General features: G+C 69.5%; 16 protein-coding genes. 5 read left to right on the plus strand and 11 right to left on the minus strand.

The window, feature by feature from the left end; translation table 11 throughout:
* The first annotated feature begins 1 nt into the window (after position 1).
* Positions 2-2,326: a xanthine dehydrogenase family protein molybdopterin-binding subunit gene (locus tag ACSQ2B_RS02995; protein ID WP_436047207.1), complete on the plus strand. Its 2,325-nt coding sequence runs from the start codon at positions 2-4 to the stop codon at positions 2,324-2,326.
* Positions 2,327-2,347: 21 nt separating this feature from the next.
* Here ACSQ2B_RS02995 and ACSQ2B_RS03000 read toward each other — a convergent pair whose 3' ends face one another.
* Positions 2,348-3,181 (minus strand): alpha/beta fold hydrolase, encoded by an 834-nt coding sequence (locus ACSQ2B_RS03000; RefSeq protein ID WP_436047209.1) that lies wholly within the window; start codon positions 3,179-3,181, stop codon positions 2,348-2,350.
* A gap of 304 nt (positions 3,182-3,485) precedes the next feature.
* Between ACSQ2B_RS03000 and ACSQ2B_RS03005 the strand changes: the two genes are divergently transcribed.
* Positions 3,486-4,367, plus strand: a complete 882-nt coding sequence (locus ACSQ2B_RS03005) for an SDR family NAD(P)-dependent oxidoreductase (RefSeq protein ID WP_436047211.1) — start codon at positions 3,486-3,488, stop codon at positions 4,365-4,367.
* Between the two features lie 19 nt (positions 4,368-4,386).
* Here the strand turns inward: ACSQ2B_RS03005 and ACSQ2B_RS03010 are convergent, their stop codons facing one another.
* The 5 genes from ACSQ2B_RS03010 to ACSQ2B_RS03030 form a co-directional block, all read right to left on the minus strand.
* Positions 4,387-4,596 (minus strand): hypothetical protein, encoded by a 210-nt coding sequence (locus ACSQ2B_RS03010; protein ID WP_436047213.1) that lies wholly within the window; start codon positions 4,594-4,596, stop codon positions 4,387-4,389.
* Positions 4,597-4,964: 368 nt separating this feature from the next.
* Positions 4,965-5,123, minus strand: coding sequence for a hypothetical protein (locus tag ACSQ2B_RS03015; protein ID WP_436047214.1), 159 nt, complete (start codon positions 5,121-5,123; stop codon positions 4,965-4,967).
* Positions 5,120-5,260 carry a hypothetical protein gene (locus ACSQ2B_RS03020; RefSeq protein ID WP_436047216.1) on the minus strand — a complete coding sequence of 47 codons (141 nt, stop codon included), beginning with the start codon at positions 5,258-5,260 and terminating at the stop codon, positions 5,120-5,122. The genes ACSQ2B_RS03015 and ACSQ2B_RS03020 overlap by 4 nt, the downstream gene beginning before the upstream one ends.
* Positions 5,261-5,600: 340 nt before the next feature.
* Positions 5,601-5,744, minus strand: a complete 144-nt coding sequence (locus ACSQ2B_RS03025; RefSeq protein ID WP_436049617.1) for a hypothetical protein — start codon at positions 5,742-5,744, stop codon at positions 5,601-5,603.
* 126 nt (positions 5,745-5,870) lie between these two features.
* Complete coding sequence (locus ACSQ2B_RS03030; protein ID WP_436047218.1) at positions 5,871-6,641, minus strand: TetR/AcrR family transcriptional regulator; 771 nt, start codon at positions 6,639-6,641, stop codon at positions 5,871-5,873.
* 269 nt (positions 6,642-6,910) lie between these two features.
* Here ACSQ2B_RS03030 and ACSQ2B_RS03035 point away from each other — a divergent pair, with 269 nt between their 5' ends.
* The 3 genes from ACSQ2B_RS03035 (at position 6,911) to ACSQ2B_RS03045 (ending at position 10,562) form a co-directional block, all read left to right on the plus strand.
* Positions 6,911-8,125, plus strand: a complete 1,215-nt coding sequence (locus ACSQ2B_RS03035; RefSeq protein WP_436049566.1) for a CaiB/BaiF CoA transferase family protein — start codon at positions 6,911-6,913, stop codon at positions 8,123-8,125.
* 110 nt (positions 8,126-8,235) lie between these two features.
* A complete protein-coding gene (locus tag ACSQ2B_RS03040) occupies positions 8,236-9,435 on the plus strand; it encodes an amidohydrolase family protein (protein ID WP_436047220.1) in 1,200 nt (399 codons plus the stop codon).
* Between the two features lie 107 nt (positions 9,436-9,542).
* Positions 9,543-10,562, plus strand: a complete 1,020-nt coding sequence (locus ACSQ2B_RS03045; RefSeq protein WP_436047222.1) for a DUF2889 domain-containing protein — start codon at positions 9,543-9,545, stop codon at positions 10,560-10,562.
* A 58-nt stretch (positions 10,563-10,620) separates the two neighbouring features.
* Here ACSQ2B_RS03045 and ACSQ2B_RS03050 read toward each other — a convergent pair whose 3' ends face one another.
* From ACSQ2B_RS03050 to ACSQ2B_RS03070, 5 genes are all read right to left on the minus strand, one after another.
* Positions 10,621-11,436, minus strand: coding sequence for an SIMPL domain-containing protein (locus tag ACSQ2B_RS03050; RefSeq protein WP_436047224.1), 816 nt, complete (start codon positions 11,434-11,436; stop codon positions 10,621-10,623).
* Positions 11,437-11,465: 29 nt separating this feature from the next.
* The gene (locus ACSQ2B_RS03055; protein WP_436047225.1) at positions 11,466-11,936 is read right to left on the minus strand and encodes a hypothetical protein; all 471 of its coding nucleotides are present in this window, start codon (positions 11,934-11,936) and stop codon (positions 11,466-11,468) included.
* 207 nt (positions 11,937-12,143) lie between these two features.
* Entirely contained in the window at positions 12,144-14,555 is a 2,412-nt protein-coding gene (locus tag ACSQ2B_RS03060; protein WP_436047227.1) for a TonB-dependent receptor, read from the minus strand.
* Positions 14,556-14,579: 24 nt separating this feature from the next.
* Positions 14,580-15,599: a FecR family protein gene (locus ACSQ2B_RS03065; RefSeq protein ID WP_436047229.1), complete on the minus strand. Its 1,020-nt coding sequence runs from the start codon at positions 15,597-15,599 to the stop codon at positions 14,580-14,582.
* A gap of 55 nt (positions 15,600-15,654) precedes the next feature.
* Positions 15,655-16,170, minus strand: a complete 516-nt coding sequence (locus ACSQ2B_RS03070) for a sigma-70 family RNA polymerase sigma factor (RefSeq protein ID WP_436047231.1) — start codon at positions 16,168-16,170, stop codon at positions 15,655-15,657.
* Positions 16,171-16,198 lie beyond the last annotated feature (28 nt).

Here is a 16,198-nt window from a genome sequence, read left to right on the forward strand (position 1 = left end):
CATGAACGCGCCCCGCTTCGCCGCGCCGCGGTTCATCGGCCAGCGCATGCCGCGCAAGGAGGACGCACGGCTGCTGACCGGGCGCGGCGCCTTTGTCGACGACGTCATCCTGCCTGGCCTGTCCCACGTCGCCTTCGTGCGCAGCCCGATCGCGAGGGGCCGGATCCTCTCCATCGACCTGGAGGCCGCACGGGCCTTGCCGGGGGTGCGGGCGATCTACACGGCCGAGGATCTGGCGCCGTTCGACATCGAGATGCTCAGCTTCTTCCTGGTGTCGCCGCCGCCCGGGCCCAAGGTCTATCCGCTGGCGCGCGATCGTGTGGCCTACGTCGGCGATCCGGTCGCCATGGTCATCGCCGAGGATCGCTATATCGCCGAGGACGCCGCCGGCCTGGTGATGGTCGACTATGATCCGGAAGCGCCCGCGGTGACGCTCGACGACGCCCGACGCGGCGCGCCGGTCCATCCGGAGATGGCGGACAATATCGCCGGACGCGAAGCCCGGCCGGATCCCGAGCTGGAGCAGATCCTCGCGACCGCGCCGCATCGGGTCACCGGGACGATCCGGCATCAGCGCATCTGCCAATCGCCCATGGAGACCCGCGGGATCGTCGTCTCGAAGAACGGCGAGGAAGAAATCACCGTCTACATCTCCTGTCAGAGCCCGCCGATGGTGGCGCGCCACCTGTCGCTGGCCTTCGGCCTGCCGGCGACCAGCATCCGGGTGATCGCCAAGGACGTCGGCGGTTCCTTCGGCCTGAAGGTCCAGCCCTGGCGGGAGGAGATGGCGGTCGTCGCGGCCGGAATGATCCTGGGCCGACCGCTGAAATGGATCGAGGATCGACTGGAGAACCTGACCACCTCCAATCTGGCGCGCGAGCAGGAAATCACCCTTCGCCTGGCCTTCGACGAGGGCGGGCGGCTGCTGGGCGCGCACGCCGACTACGCGGTCAACAACGGCGCCTATCCGCATTTCCCCGACGCCAATCTTGCGGCCATGATGTTCATGTGGCCGGCCTACAAACAGCCGCGCTTCGGCTATGTCGCCGAGGGGCTGTACACCAACACCATCGGGCTCGGCGGCTATCGCGGGCCCTGGGCCATCGAGTCCCTGGCGCGCGAGGCCATGCTCGACGTCGCCGCGCGACAGATCGGCCTCGATCCGATCGAGATCCGCCGGCGCAACCTGGTGACCGCCGCAGACCAGCCCTACGCCGACAAGGCCTTCGGCTTCGTGCTCGAGGACATCACGCCGAGCGAGTGTCTCGACGCCCTGCTGGAGAAGGTCGACGTCGCCGCCTTCCGCGCTGAGCAGGCGGCGGCGCGGGGCGAGGGGCGCTATCTCGGCCTGGGCGTCGCCGCCTATATCGAGCCCACCGCCGTGAGCTCCATGTCCGTGCTCGCCAGCGACGTGGCCCACCTGCGGATCGAGCCCACCGGCAAGGTCACGGCGGTGCTCACCACCCACTCGCAGGGGCACGGCACCCAGACCACCATGGCCCAGGTGATCGCCGAACGCCTCGGCGTCCCGTTCGAGGACGTCTCGGTGTTCGAGGACGATTCCTCGCGCAGCGGCTATGGCGCGGGGGCAGCCGGCAGCCGGCAGGCGGTGGCCGGCGGCGGGGCGTCGATCAGGGCGGCGGAGATCCTCGTCGCCAAGGTCAAGCGCGTCGCCGCCCACCTGCTGAACGCCAGCCCCGAGGAGGTGCGGATCGAGGACGGCGTCGTGCGCGTGACGGGGGTCCAGGAGATGACGCGCAGCCTGCGCGAGATCGCCGAGGTCGCCTACAACGAGCCGGCCCGGCTCCCGCCCGACATGGAGCCTGGCCTCGAGGCCCAGTATCGCTACAGCCCGCCGCCGGTCACCTGGACCAGCGCCGCCCACGCCTGCATCGTCGAGGTCGACGCCGAGACTGGCTTCGTCGACATCCGGCGCTGGGTCTGCAGCGAGGACTGCGGGGTGATGATCAACCCGGCGATCGTCGAGGGACAGATCGCCGGCGGCCTGGCCCAGGCCATCGGCGAGGTCCTGCTGGAAGAGGCCCACTTCGACGACCAGGGCAATCCGACGGCCGTCACCTTCAAGGACTATATGCTGCCGGCCGCGGCGGACGTCCCGGAGTTCGAGTTCACCCACATCGTCACCCCGTCGAAGAGCGAGGGCGGGTTCCGCGGGGTGGGCGAAGGCGGCGCCATCATCGGGCCGCCGACCCTGGTGAATGCGATCGCCGACGCCCTGGCGCCGTTCGGAGCGCGCTGTCTCGACCTGCCGCTGACGCCCTCGAAGCTCCTGAAGCTCATGAGCGCTGGACGAGGGCGGCCGTGAAGCCGCCCTCGCGAGGCGGATCTAAGCTTTGATGAAGGCCAGCAGGTCGGCGTTGATCACCTCGGCATGGGTCGTGGCCATCCCGTGCGGGAAGCCCTTGTAGACCTTGAGCTCCCCCGTCTTGAGCAGCTTGATTCCCAGGAGGGCGCTGTCGGCGATCGGGACGATCTGGTCGTCGTCGCCGTGCATCAGCAGGACGGGGACGTCGATCTTCTTCAGGTCCTCGGTGAAGTCGGTCTCCGAGAAGGCCTTGATGCAGTCGTAATGGGCCTTGGCGCCGCCCATCATCCCCTGGCGCCACCAGTTGTCGATGATCCCCTCGGAGACCTTCGCGCCCGGTCGGTTGAAGCCGTAGAACGGTCCGGCCGGGACATCGTGGTAGAACTGCGCGCGGTTGGCGGCCAGGGCCGCGCGGAAGCCGTCGAAGACCTCAATCGGCAGGCCGCCGGGATTTTTCTCGGTCTTCAGCATGATCGGCGGCACGGCGCCGATCAGCACGGCCTTCGACACCCGACCCTCGCCGCCGTACTGGGCGACGTAGCGCGCGACCTCGCCGCCGCCCGTCGAGTGGCCGACGTGGACGGCGCCCTTGAGGTCGAGGTGGGCGGCCAGGGCGGCGACGTCGGCCGCATAGGTGTCCATCTCGTTGCCGGTGTCGGTCTGGCTCGACCGGCCGTGACCGCGGCGGTCATGGGCGATGACCCGGTAGCCCTGCGCCGCGAAGAACAGCAGCTGGGCGTCCCAATCGTCCGCCGACAGCGGCCAGCCATGGTGGAAGACGATCGGCTGACCTGAGCCCCAGTCCTTGTAATAGATCTGTGCACCGTCTTTCACGGTGATCGTGCCGCTGCTCATGTGGAGGGCTCCTCTCGTTTGCGCGGCCGCGGCCTGCGTCGGGAGAAACGACGGCAGCGCCGTCGCGGCGGCCAGGCCCACTGGTGTCGTTGGAATTTGAACGGTTCACTATCGTCCCTCGTTCGCTCCGGCGCCAGCCCGGGGCGAGGTTGCCCAACGCGGTTGACCCGAAGGCGCCGGCGGAGGCGGCTCAAGAGCCTCGTCGAGCATCGCTTGCACCCGACGAGTCCTGGTCGGCCGCGTTGCAAAGCCATAATGACACGAATAAGGTGCCATTATTGGTGTTGAGGAGGCCAGGTTCGTGATGACCGCAAAGACCAGGGCGCGGGTCGCCGTCGTGACGGGCGCGTCGTCCGGGATCGGGCTTGAGGCGGCGAAGGCGCTGGCGGCGGCCGGCTGGCGGGTGATCGGCGTGGGTCGGGACCCCGGACGCAGCGCTGCGGCTGAGGCCGAGATCCGCGCCGCTGCAGCGGCGGAGGGCCGCGTCGAGATGTTGAAGGCGGACCTGTCCCTGATGGCGGATGCGGCGCGCCTGGCGCAGGAGGTGGCGGCCCGGACAGATCGGGTCGACGTCCTCCTCAACAACGCCGGGGGGATCGGCAAGGAGCGGGTCGTCACGTCCGAAGGCGCCGAGGCGACCTTCGCGGGCAATCACCTGGGTCACTTCCTGCTGACGAGCCGGCTGCTGCCGCTGCTGCGCGCGGCGGCTGCAGACCAGCCGCGGGGCGCGGTCCGCGTCGTCAACGTCTCGTCGAGCGCACACCTGCAGAGTTCCGGGCTCGACTTTGACGATCTGCAGCGGCTCGGGAACTTCTCGACGGTCGGCGCCTATGCGAACGCCAAGCTCGCCAACATCCTGTTCACCCGCGAGCTGGCGAAACGGCTGTCGGCGGACGGAATCGTCGCCCACGCCATGCACCCCGGGCTGGTCGCCACCAATTTCGCGAGCCGCGGCGACGAGACCATGCAGCGGTACTACGAGGGCAAGAAGGATCTCGCCATCACGGCGCAGGCGGGGGCGGACACCCTGATCTGGCTGGCGACGGCTGAGGAGCCGGGAAGCGCCACCGGCGGCTATTTCCACAACAGGGCGCCTGGGGAGCTCAGCCCGGCCGCTCAGGACGAGGCGGCCGCCGAACGGCTCTGGGCGGAGAGCGAGGCGCTTATCGCCCGCGCCGGCGTCTGAGCCCGCGGTCGCCTCGGCGCTAGGCGGGATTGAGCTGGCGTGGGATGGCGCGGGGCGGCTGCCGGTTGGACGCGAGACGGTCCTGCTCGTCCTGGGTCACGGTCCTCTGGGTCTGTCCCTCGCCGTAGCGGTGTGAGCGGGCCTGCACCGGAAGCGGGTGGGGCGGGGGGATGACCGCGCGCTCGTCCACGGGGCCGTAAAGCGGGCGGGGCGATTCGAGCGTCGTCATCGTTGAAAACTCCATTTGTGCGCGGGGCGGGCCTTGCGCGGGGGCGTTCATGCGCCGGCCCGTTGCGAGGCTGCGGCGATCTTCAGAGTTCGACAGCCCGCCGGGTCGGAACACAGCGCCATTTGAGAGGTCACGCTCATCAGATGAGCTTTCAAGACCGGGTCCAGAGCTACGCTGCGCGTATCTTTCTAGACCTGAGCGGCGACTCGGCCGTTCGGGGTTCACGTCCTTTCTAGCAGCTTCTCGGCGAAATGCTTGATCACGTTTGAGCCTGGATTGGAAATATCTTTCCAAAACATGTCGATAGGGTCGCGAATTCCGACCCAGGACAAGTCGTCCTGGGTCTCGTTCGTGCGCTGGGCGCCCCCTTACGATGGCTGTTGGGGGCTGCGGACCTCGTTCATCTTTCGCAGCAGAACAGCGTCCTCGGCGCGGCGGCGCGCCTCGTAGGCGGCCAGCACCTCCGAATAGATGAGCGCATCTCCGGCAAGCGGCCGCGTGGCCGGGGCGACGGGAGGGCGGCTCACCCGCGCCCGCCCTTCTTGCCGCCGGTGGACGGACCGAAGCCTTTCACGGCGGCGCCGAGGAGGGTGGTCGCCGCAGGCTCAGCCTTGGGCTTCACCTGTTTCGGCTTGAGCGTCTCGCGGTTGGATTTCTTGGCCATGGTTGTCTTCCTGTCGGAGCCGCCGCCTGTGCGGCGGCGGCTGAGACCCGATGGTCCAGCGGCGAACGTCAGCGTTCGGACGCCCGGCGAGACGCCGGGCCGACCGCGCTCAGCACATGAGCGACGCGAACAGCGTGGAGATCACGGGTCTTGGATCAGCGCCGCGTTGGGTGCGATCGACCGCTTCGGTGGCGGCACACGCCCAACGGCGCCCGTTGAAGATGGGCGTTCGGGGCGACAATAGCCAGGGCGCAGGATCATCCGCGGCGCGTCTCGCGGAATCAGGATTCGCCAAGCTGGCCCGCGAGCATTGCGGGACGCGTGGACGCCGGGGGCGTCTTTACTTTTTTGAGCTCTTGGAAGCCCCGCCGCCGACGTTGCGCTCGGGCTGGCCGAGGAAGGAGCGTGGCGCGACCTCTGTCTTGGCCTTTTCCTGCTTCGGCTTGCGTGTCTCTTTGTTGGATTTCTTCTGACCCTTGGCCATGGTCGGCTCCTGTCGCGGGTTTCGTCGCCCAGCGTGACGCTGTGGCGTGACCCGCCCGGATCTCCCTTGGGGAGTCTGCCTCCTGGGCCCGAATGTCAACGCGCCGTTGAAGGCGCGGTGCGCGGCTCAGGCGCGGAACTTCGCCAGCTCTTCGCAGGCCTGGCGTGGAACCGGCTCGGCGGCTCTGGCGGGCGCGCGGACGGCGTTGAGGATGAAGTCGAGGTGGAAGTCGGTCACCTGGTCGAGGGTGTAGGCGGCGGCCGCGCCGGCCATCGAGGCGTCCTCGTTGGCGTACCATTCGGCCGCGGCGTTGAGCATCCGAACGATCGTCGAGATCGTCAGGTAGATGTCGAGGTCCGGCTTGAACAGCCTGGTGTCCATCCCGTCCTGCAGGACGGCGCGCCAGGCGTGGTAGGCGTCGCGCTTGGCCTCCACGACGTAGGCGAACTCCTCGCGCCGGCGGAAGAACCGCCGCTCGTTGGAGAGGATGGCGTGGACCTCCTGATTGCGGGTCATCTCGCCGAGGTCGAGCAGGATCATCGCGACCAGGCGGTGTTCGGCGTCCAGCGGCGCGCGCGCGATGCGGATGGCGTTGTCCTTCACCTGCAGGACGGCGTCACGAACGATCTCGTGCAGCATCTCATCCTTGGTGGCGAAGTGGTGGTAGAGGCTGCCCGAGAGGATGTTCACGTCGTCGGCGAGCTGGCGCACGGTCGTCGCCTCGAAGCCGAATTCCGCGAAGCGTCGCGTCGCGACGTTCAGGATGGTGGCGCGGCGGTCCGCCAGCGACGGCTTGGCTGTTGGGCCAGGCGGCTGGCCAACGGACGCGGCGCGGGTCGCTTCGCGAGCCGGGCTCGCGTCGACGGCCTTGCGGCGTCCAGAGTCTTTCGCGGCCATCTTGCGGTTTCGCCCTCTCACACGCAGCGTTCCAAGCTCGCTGTCCACCGGAGATCGGGCCTGTGCTGCACCCTCCATTAGCAAGCAAGTTCGTCTTTTGCGAGCCGACGCGACGTCGCTCGTCCGTTGGCGCGGGCGGCGATTGCACTTGACCCCGTCACCGTCGCGGATTACCAAACCAAGCGCTTGCTACGATCTCTCGATGGATCTCAGGCGAGGCTCCGGTCGTGCCGGGAAACGAGGCGCTTATAGGGAGGTCGGAATTGAGCATGGGTGGCGTGTTCTCAGGCGTCCGGGTCGTCGAGCTGGCCCAGTTCGTTTTCGTGCCTGCGGCGGGGGCCTTGTTGGCCGACCAGGGCGCCGAGGTGGTCCATGTCGAGCCGCCGGGCTCGGGCGATCCGTACCGCACGCTCAACATCGCCGACGGCCGCAACACGGCGTCCGCGAACCTCTCGCTGGAACAGAACAACCGCGGCAAGAAGAGCGTCGCCATCGATCTGAAGTCGCCGGAAGGGCGAGAGGTGTTCCTCAAGCTGATCGAAACGGCGGACGTCTTCCTGACCAGCCTGCGGCCGAAGGCGATCGCAGCCCTGGGTCTGGGCGTCGAGACCCTGCGCGCGCGCAATCCGAAGCTGATCTACGCCCGCGGCAATGGCGTCGGTTTCAAGGGCAAGGAAATCGACAAGGCGGGCTATGACGCCTCGGCTTTCTGGTCGCGCGGCGGCTTCGGCCACATCATGCGTCCGCCTGGCCAGGACCGCCCGATCAATCCCCGCGGCGCGCTCGGCGATCACGCCTCGGCGACGGCCGTGGCCTATGGGATCGCCGGCGCCCTCTTCAAGCGCGCCCAGACCGGCGAGCCCTCGGTGGTCGACATCTCCCTGCTGGCCAACGCCATGTGGATCCTTTCCGCCGACATCGTGGTCAGCCAGACGCGCACCCCTGAGCAGCTGATGGCGGTCACCGACCAGGCGCGGTTCCCGTTGCGGACCTCCTACCGGACCCGCGACGGCCGCTGGGTCATGCTGATGTTCCTGGATCCGGATCGGTATTGGGCGCCGCTGTGCCGCATCATCGGGCGCACCGACCTGCTCGAGGATCCGCGCTTCGCCGACGCCGACGGCCGGGTCGAGAACGGGGTGCTGCTGACCGCCGAGATCGCCGCGGCGTTCGCCGAGCGCGACTGGGCCGACTGGCGGCCGATCTTCGAGGTCTGGGACGCGCCCTGGGAGTTGGTCCAGACGATCCACGAGGTCGCCGAGGATCCCCAGGCCCTGGCCAATGGCTACATGTTCGACGTCGAGGTCTCTGACGGGACCCCGGTGCGGCTGGCCGCCGGTCCTGTCGGCTTCGACGGGAAGTGTGGGCCGATCGAGCCGCGCCGCGCCCCGCTGCTGGGCGAGCATACCGACGACATCCTCACCAGCCTGGGGCTCGGCGCCGCCGAGGTTGCACGCCTGAAGGCGGGCGCCGTCATCCAATGAGGGGCGGCGATCGGACGACCCTCGCAATCCCCCGCGACAGGCGCACGGACGCGCCCGTCACCGTCTCGCCGCTCGCGCGCGGCTAACAAGCAATCCGGAGGCTCCCACCCATGAACAAGCCCGTGCTGAACAATCCCGCCGTGTTCGGCGGCCGCAAGGTGATCGACGTCGACACCCACCTGGTCGAGCCGCACGACCTTTGGCTCAAGCGCGCGCCGGCGAAGTACCTGGATCGGGTGCCGCAGGTGAAGGTGGTGGACGGGGTCCGCTCCTGGGTGATCGACGGCGACAAGATCCTGCTGAAGGGGGCGGTCCCGGCCTCGACGGTGACGCTGGACGGCTCGAAGTGGCCGGGACTGGAGTTCATCAACCACCAGTTCGAGGAGGTGCACCTGGCCTCCCACTCGACCCGCGAACGGGTCCAGATGATGGACGCCATGGGGATCACCGCCCAGATCCTCTATCCGAACATCCTCGGCTTCGGCGGCCAGAACGCGGTGCAGGTCGACGAGGATCTGCGGCTGGTCAGCGTGCAGATCTTCAACGACGCCATGGCCGACATCCAGCGCGAGAGCGGCGAGCGGATCTTCCCGATGGCGCTGATCCCCTGGTGGGACGTCGACCTGTCGGTGAAGGAGATCGAGCGGAGCCACGCGATGGGGCTCAAGGGCATCAACATCAACTCCGACCCGCACTACCTGATCCGCGCCGACGGCTCGCGGCTGCCGGACCTCGGCGACGAGCACTGGAACCCGATGTGGGAGGCCTGCGTAAGCCTCGACATGCCGGTCAACTTCCACATCGGCGCCTCGGAGCAGTCGATGGACTTCGTCGGCGCGCAAGGGTGGCCCGGCCTGCACTACGACATGCGCGCCGCGCTCGGCGGCGCCATGCTGTTCATCAACAACGGCCGGGTGATGGGCAACCTGATCCTCTCGGGCCTCTTGGACCGCTTCCCCGGGCTGAAGTTCGTCTCGGTGGAAAGCGGCATCGGCTGGATCCCCTTCATCCTCGAGGCGATCGACTACGAGTACAAGGAGACCGGGGCCAACGTCGCCAGGCTGCAGCGCCTGCCCAGCGAGTACTTCAAGTCCAACTTCCACGCCTGCTTCTGGTTCGAGCGGCGCGACCTCACCCACACCATCAAGGCGGTCGGCGTCGACAACGTCCTCTTCGAGACCGACTTCCCGCACCCGGTCTGCCTCTATCCGGTCGACGACATGGACAAGGCCATGGCCGGCCTCACCGAAGAGGAGAAGGTCAAGGTCCTCTCCGGCAACGCCGCCAAGGTCTACAACATCAAGGTGTAAGGGCCGGGCTTGGGGCGGCGCGGCGGACGGTCCATTATGAAAGAGGTGGATCGTCGGCGGACGAAGGGTCCAGAGTCGAGCCGATCCGCTTTCGCGAGGGCACGACATTGAACGACATCGCCTTGGGCCCGCCCCGCTGCTCCGCCGGCCCCGCGCCGCTCCGCCGGCCGGGCTCGGTGCGCCGAACCTCGAGCATCGACGTCTCCTGGCCGGACGGACGTGATGGCGACATGCGTTTCGTCGGGCGCGCGCGGGACCTCGTCACGCCCCGTTCGGGCGGACCCGCGGTCGTCTGCGCCGAGGACATGTTCGAGGCGCGGGTGACGTCCGAACGCAAGATCACGGCGATCGAGGCCAGGCCCGCCCGTCCGGCGATCGCCCAGCTGATCGGCCAGCGCGGCGGCGGACGCCTGCGCGGCGTACTGACCGAGGTCATGCCGCAGGAGCGGGCCGGCGCCACGCCGCTCTACCTGATCCTCGACGACCTCTCCGGCGCGAGCCTGGTCGCCGGCTGGGCCTGGTCGCAGTGGAATCCGGACTGGCTGGCGACCATGCGCGCCGCCATGAACGACCCGGAGATGGGCAAGGCTTTCAAGAACCGGGAAAACGTCTGTATCGGTCACGTTCCGGGCTCGAGCGCCTTCGATCTGGACGGGCGGGTGAGCCCGTCGAATGAGGCGCCGACGCCGGCGCCGGACCTGCGCCATCCCGAGGACCCCGGAGGCTGGCATGCGTTCACCCGCCAGGAGTCCGTCGGCCTGCGTCGCGCGCGGCGCATCGACGTCAGCCTGGACGAGGTGATCGTCATCGACTCCGCCTTCCAGGACAGCGGCTCGACGCCGGCGGGCGGCCGGGCGGCTTTGCACGAGTACCGGCTGGGCGTGACCGCCGATCCCAAATCGCTGCGGGTGCTGTCGATCGACGCCGAGCCGCGCGTGCTGCCCTTCATCGAATGCCCGTCGGCCGTCGCCAACCTGTCGCGGCTGATCGGCACGCCGCTGCCGGACCTGCGAGAGAAGGTGCTGGCTGAGCTCGCCGGCCCCGCCGGTTGCACCCACCTGAACGACGCACTGCGCGCGCTGGCCGAGGCGCCGGCGCTGATCGATCTGCTGCGCGACGCCGGCTGACCCGCAAGGAGAGGCCGCGCGGCCGGTCAGGGCGGCTTTGCCGCGGCGGCGCGCCCGGCTATTTCGGCGCGATCTCGAAGACGCCGTTCGCGTTGGCGTTAATCACGATCTCGCCGGGCTCGAAACGTGAGCCGGGCGCCGAGGGTTCTTGCACCCGGTTGGCCGTCATAACGATTTCCGAATAGGCTTGGGCGCTGACGGTGACGAGGCGCACGACCCGGTGTCCCATCACGTCGGCGACCTGGGCGGCGTTGTCCTGCAGGGCGCGGAGCGCGGTGTCGCGCGCCTGGCGTTTCGCGGCCGCGGGGTCGCTGAGGCCGAATCGAACCCCCTGGACCTGATTGGCGCCGGCGGCGATGGCGATGTCCATCAGCGCTCCGGCGCGGTCGATGTCCCGAACCGTCACCATCAACGCGGTCGTCGCCCGTTGGGGGATGATCTCGCGGGGGGCGTTGGAGTTGTCGGAATATCGCGGAGTCAGGTTGACGTACTGGGTCTGGATATCCCGCGGCGCGATCCCTTGCCGCCGAAGCGCCGCGACGACAGCATTGATCCGTTGCGTGGTTTGCGTCGTCGCGGCCTGGGCGCTCGACGCTTCGCTTGTCGCACCCAGGGCCAGGGTGACGATATCGGGCGGCGCCCGAACCTCGCCCGTCGCAGACAAATTGAGGGTGGAGGTGCGAAAGGCGGCCTCCGTGTTCTGTGCGAACGCGGTTGCGCCAGGACTCAGGCTGAGGGCGGCTGCAAGAGCGAGCGCGGCGAGCCGAAGGTCGGGCAAGGTCATCAAGGCCTCCGTTGCAAGGAGCTGCAAGCTAGACCTGGCATTACCTATAGTTGTGTAAACTCGACGCCGTTTTAGGTCGGGCGTCGTCATCGACCTGCGTGTCCCGCGTCCGCCGGCTGTCAGCCGACTCGCAGCGTCCCGGCGGCCTGGTCCTCGTTCGCGGCGCCCGTGTCGTCGAACCGCTCGCCGGCGCGACCGAGGATGCGGTCGCCGGCGCTCAACCGTCGGGCGCCCGAGGAAGGGCAGGGCACGTCGGCCACCGCCAGGTAGTCGCCGGAGAGGGTCCGTCGCACCAGGAAATAGGAGGCCTGGCTGGCGCTCTGGTGCATGCGCACCGCGCTGCGCACCGTATCCGGGTCCAGGCCCGACAGGCCGGAAAGCCGCGCGGCGCGGGTCAGTAGAACCCGCAGCGGAACCGGCTCCCAGACCTCGGCGACGAGGGCGAGCGCCTGGGAGCGGATCGAACCAGACTGCGCCGGGCAGGGCCGCCCGTTCCAGATGATGAAGTGATCCGAGGGCGCGCGCGCCAAGGCTTCGGTCAGGACGGCGTCGGAGAGGTGTTTCAGCGTCCCTGTACGTCGGCTGGCCATCGATTGCGGCTCATCTTTCGCAGTTTGAGTTCGAACGCCCCGCCTGGACGAATCTCCCCGTCCGAAATCGGCGCGCGCGAAACAGGTCCTCGCTAGGCGACACGTTCATGACTTTAAGGACTCTGGAGCGAAGTAAATGCCGGTTGGGCCGTATATTGCGCAATAAACTTCCGAGTTGGCCCAGAAAGCCAGCAGGAGTCCGCATCCTCAGAAGGCGCGAGAGACCTCGACGCCAAGAGTTCGCGGGCGTTGCGGCGTGGTCGCCGCCTGGGTGCGGAAGGCGAAGGGATTGCCGAAGGCGAGGGTGTCGCCGTGCTCGTCGAGCAGGTTGCGGACGAACAGCCTGGCGCGGACGTTGGCGCTCGACAGGGTCGCCGCCGCGCCGAGATCGCCGTAGCCTCCCATGGCCGCGCTCGCGGCCGCGTCGAGGGCCAGCGTCGAGCGCCCGACGTAGGTGAAGCTGGTCCTGAGCTCCAGGCTCCAGTCGTTGCGCAGCGGCAGGCTGTAGGCGGCCGAGAGGGCGAAGGAGCGGTCGGGCATGCCGGGCAGGCCCGATCCCTTCGGGATGGCGAGGCCGGGGGCCGGGCTGCGGACCTCGGAATCCTGCTGGACGATATTGCCGCTCAACGCGAGCCGGCCTCGGACATAGCTGGCCTCGGCCTCGACGCCGCGGCTGCGGCCGTCGCCGAGGTTGGCGGTGAACGGCAGGCCCGAGGGCAGGATCTGGTTGGCCTGGATGTCGGTCCAGTCGGCCTGGAAGGCCACCGCGCGCAGCGACAGGCCCAGGGCTGGCGAGCGCCAGCGGCCGCCAAGCTCGTAGCTCCACAGCTCGTCGCCGGCGTAGCGGCGCAGCGGCTGTACGCCGCCCGGTTCGGCAAAGGCCTGGTCGACCGCCCCGGCGGTGTTGAAGCCGGGCGTCCGGTAGCCCTCGGCCGCCTGGGCGTAGAGGGTGAGCTTCGACCGCGGCCGGTACGCCGCCAGAAGCTTCGGCGCGAAGCCCTTGTAGCTGCTGCGGCCGCTGAAGGCGCGGACCGGGCCGTCGACGCTGACCTGGGAATAGGTCTTCAGCCGGGAATCGAAGAGCCGCCCGCCCGCGGACAGCGTCAGCCTCGAGGTGAGGTCGTAGGAGGTCTCGCCGAAGACGGCGCGTTCGCGCAGATCGTCGCGGCGGATCTCGAGATAGCTCCCCGCCGGTCCGGCGGCGATGATCTTGCCGTCCAGTCGCTGGTCGCCGAACGCGGCGAAGGCGCCGATCGTCCAATGGAAGCGGCCGGGTCCGGTCGAAGCAAGGCGCGTCTCGGCGACCAGGGTGCGAATCTCGTTGCGATCCTGGAAGGTCGGGGGGCTGGCGCCGGGGGGCGCCAGGGCGAAGGGGGCGGCCGTGGCGTCGTAGGTGGTCCCGACGTCGTGATCGAGCGCGCCGAGGCTGGCTGTCAGCCGCCCCCAGCTCGGCTCCCAATGCAGGCCGAGGTCCAGCGCCCGGAAGTCGTTGTCGTGCGGTTCGGCGACCTCGGACCGGCGGGCAAGGGGGCCGACGACGGGGTCGGCGTACTGGGCGTCGCGGGTGTCGATGTTCTGGTCGATGACGGTGAGCGCGAGGTCGAGGTCTGCAGCCGGTCGCCAAACGGCCGCCAGGCGCACGCCGCTGCGGCGGCTGCGGTTCACGTCCTTGCGGCCGCGAGCCGGATTGTCGATGTAGCCGCCCGTCCGTTCGGACCAGGCGACGACCCGGACCGCGGCGTCGCCGCCGGCGAACGGCTGGTTGAACAGGCCCTGCAGTTGGTGCGACGGCGACCCATGGGCGGTCGAGGACAGCGAGGCCGTGACGCGTCCGCTGCGGGCTCGGGTGTCGGGCGCATTGGGCGTGATCTGCAGCACCCCGCCGATGGAGCCCGCGCCGTAGAGCGAGCCTTGCGGACCGCGCAGGACCTCGATCCGCTCGATGTCGATCAACGGCAGGTCGGGATCGGGGGCGTTGTAGGTCAGCCGAAGGTCGCCGAGGTAGAGGCCGACGGTCGACTGGGTGTGGCCGGTCAGCGGCCCGTCCGAGAGGCCCCGCAGCAGGATCTTGTCGCGACCGGGACCCAGGTTGGTCACCGTCACCCCCGCGGCGAGCAGCGGCAGGCTCTCGTCGTCCGCGACGCCGGCGCGGCCGAGCTCGGCGTCGGTCGCCGCGGTGAGGGCGTAGGGGGCGGCGGAGAGCAGCCGTGGGGTCTTGTCGGCGGTGACGACCAGTTCGGCGACGGTCCGCGGCTCCACCGCCGGCGCCGGAAGGGCGGCAGGCTCCGCCGGCGACGACGCAGTGGCGTCCGGCCGCGCGCGGATCACGATGGTGCGGGCGTCCGGCCGCAGGGCGCGGCAAGCGGAGCCGGCGAGCAGCCGATCGAGCGCGCGATCCACGCTCATTGCGCCGGAGAGGCTGGCGTGGCCGGCGCAATGGGCGTCGGGCGCGAAGCCGAGCGACAGGCCGGCCTCCTGCGCCAGCGCGAGCAAGGCGCTCTCGCGCGGCTGTTTCGGGATGGCGAAGACAGGGTCGGACGCGCGCGCCGTCGCCGGCAGGCCCAGGATCAGGCTCGCAGCGAGGCCGATGGCTCGCTGGCCGCGCGGCCTCTTTCCCATCACGCTTCCGACGATCCGACGCGTCTAGCGACGCAGGCTGAGGCGGAGCCTATCGGTTCGCCGCTCGACCTGCACCGGAAGGAAATCGGACAGGCTGTGCGCCATCTCCTCTTGCGAGCCGATGTTCAGGCTGGCGGTGACGCGCATGTTCCTGGCGTCCGGCGCCACCTCGATCGGCCGGCGGCCGTAGCGGGCGAGGGTGGCCGCGACCTCGGACAGCGGTTCGCCCTGGAACACCAGCCGGCCCGTGGTCCAGGCCAGGGCGGCGTCGGGGTCGGCCGCGCCGACGGCGTCGGCGGCCTGGCCCTTGCGGTGGGTCAGCGACTGGCCCTTGGTCAGCCGCGCCAGCGGTGGAGCGGACTTCGCGCCCTTGGGCCGCACCTCGACCACGCCGCGCCGGACCGTGACCTTCACGTCTCCGTCCTGGTGCAGCACGTTGAACTCGGTCCCGACCACCCGGATCTCCCGGTCGCCGGCCTCGATGAAGAAGGGCCGGTCGGGATCCCTGGCGACGTCGAACGCCGCTTCGGCGCTGGCCATCACCACGCGGCGCTCGCGGCGGCCGAGGGTGGCGGTAAGGTGGGAGCCGCCATTCAGGGTGATGTGGGTGCCGTCGGCGAGCGCCACCACGCGGCGTTCGCCGATGGCGGTGTCGAAGGTCTCGGTCCTGGGCCGGTTCGCCCAGAAGCTCACGCCTCCGAAGGTCCCGCCGATGACGATCATCGCCAGCAGGCTGGCGGCCACGGCGCCCATCCAGACCGGCGTCCGCCGCGCTCGCGGCTTCGGGAGCAGCGGGGTTATGTTTGCGGGCGGGGGCGAGGGGGCCTGGGGCGACGCCGCCAGAGGCGCCAGGGCGTCGAGGTCGGACCACAGCTGTTCGACGAGCTCATAGGCCTGCAGGTGGACCGGGTCCTCGGCCAGCCAAGATTCGAAGTCGAGCCAGTCTGCGTCGCCGGCCTCGTCCGAGCCCAGGCGCACGTGCCAGTCCGCCGCCCGCTCGCGGACGGCGTCTGGAATCGGCGATCTGTCGGATGACCCCGTCATGGGTTTGCGAAGGACTCCTGGAGTCTAGACGACGCGGTTCGGCCGGCTCCGCAAGTCATGGTTCTTCATCCGCGGTCAGGGCGCGCAGCGCGCTCATGATGTACTTCTCGACCGAGCTTCGTGAGACGCCGAGGCGCTCGGCCACCTCGCTGTGGCTCAATCCGTCGAACTTGTGCAGGCGGAAGGCGGCGGCGACCGACGGCGGCAGGCGGTCCAGGCGCGCGAGCAGGCGTTCCAATCGTTGACGCGAGGCCACCGCCTCATCCGCCGGCGCCTCCTGGTCGACCGGTTCGGGCCCGTCGCCGCCGGCCGCCTGGCTCCAGGCGTGGTCGCGGGCGGCCTGCCGGCGCTGGGCCTTGTTGCGGTCGAGCATCAGGTTCGAGCCGACGCGATAGAGGAAGGCCTCGGCGCTGCGCATGTCCGGCGGCGGGACTATGTCGCTGATCTTGACGTAGAGGTCCTGGACCAGATCCTCCGCCGTCGCGGCCGAGCCCGTGCGCAGGGTGAAGAAGCGCACGAGGTCCGCACGCTTGCGCATGTAGGCGGCGATCAGCGGCGGCGGATCGGCCATGGGGGCGGGGCGACTCCCGGAACAACAG

The sequence above is a fragment of the Phenylobacterium sp. LjRoot225 genome, assembly GCF_964252855.1.
Taxonomy (GTDB): Bacteria; Pseudomonadota; Alphaproteobacteria; order Caulobacterales; family Caulobacteraceae; genus Phenylobacterium.

Excerpts from the sequence above, each read along its gene's own strand:
- ACSQ2B_RS02995 (WP_436047207.1), top strand. The coding sequence starts at position 2 with ATGAACGCGCCCCGCTTCGCCGCGCCGCGGTTCATCGGCCAGCGCATG.
- ACSQ2B_RS03000 (WP_436047209.1), bottom strand. The coding sequence starts at position 3,181 with ATGAGCAGCGGCACGATCACCGTGAAAGACGGTGCACAGATCTATTAC.
- ACSQ2B_RS03005 (WP_436047211.1), top strand. The coding sequence starts at position 3,486 with ATGACCGCAAAGACCAGGGCGCGGGTCGCCGTCGTGACGGGCGCGTCG.
- ACSQ2B_RS03010 (WP_436047213.1), bottom strand. The coding sequence starts at position 4,596 with ATGACGACGCTCGAATCGCCCCGCCCGCTTTACGGCCCCGTGGACGAG.
- ACSQ2B_RS03020 (WP_436047216.1), bottom strand. The coding sequence starts at position 5,260 with ATGGCCAAGAAATCCAACCGCGAGACGCTCAAGCCGAAACAGGTGAAG.
- ACSQ2B_RS03025 (WP_436049617.1), bottom strand. The coding sequence starts at position 5,744 with ATGGCCAAGGGTCAGAAGAAATCCAACAAAGAGACACGCAAGCCGAAG.
- ACSQ2B_RS03030 (WP_436047218.1), bottom strand. The coding sequence starts at position 6,641 with ATGGCCGCGAAAGACTCTGGACGCCGCAAGGCCGTCGACGCGAGCCCG.
- ACSQ2B_RS03035 (WP_436049566.1), top strand. The coding sequence starts at position 6,911 with ATGGGTGGCGTGTTCTCAGGCGTCCGGGTCGTCGAGCTGGCCCAGTTC.
- ACSQ2B_RS03040 (WP_436047220.1), top strand. The coding sequence starts at position 8,236 with ATGAACAAGCCCGTGCTGAACAATCCCGCCGTGTTCGGCGGCCGCAAG.
- ACSQ2B_RS03050 (WP_436047224.1), bottom strand. The coding sequence starts at position 11,436 with ATGACGACGCCCGACCTAAAACGGCGTCGAGTTTACACAACTATAGGT.
- ACSQ2B_RS03055 (WP_436047225.1), bottom strand. The coding sequence starts at position 11,936 with ATGGCCAGCCGACGTACAGGGACGCTGAAACACCTCTCCGACGCCGTC.
- ACSQ2B_RS03060 (WP_436047227.1), bottom strand. The coding sequence starts at position 14,555 with ATGGGAAAGAGGCCGCGCGGCCAGCGAGCCATCGGCCTCGCTGCGAGC.
- ACSQ2B_RS03065 (WP_436047229.1), bottom strand. The coding sequence starts at position 15,599 with ATGACGGGGTCATCCGACAGATCGCCGATTCCAGACGCCGTCCGCGAG.
- ACSQ2B_RS03070 (WP_436047231.1), bottom strand. The coding sequence starts at position 16,170 with ATGGCCGATCCGCCGCCGCTGATCGCCGCCTACATGCGCAAGCGTGCG.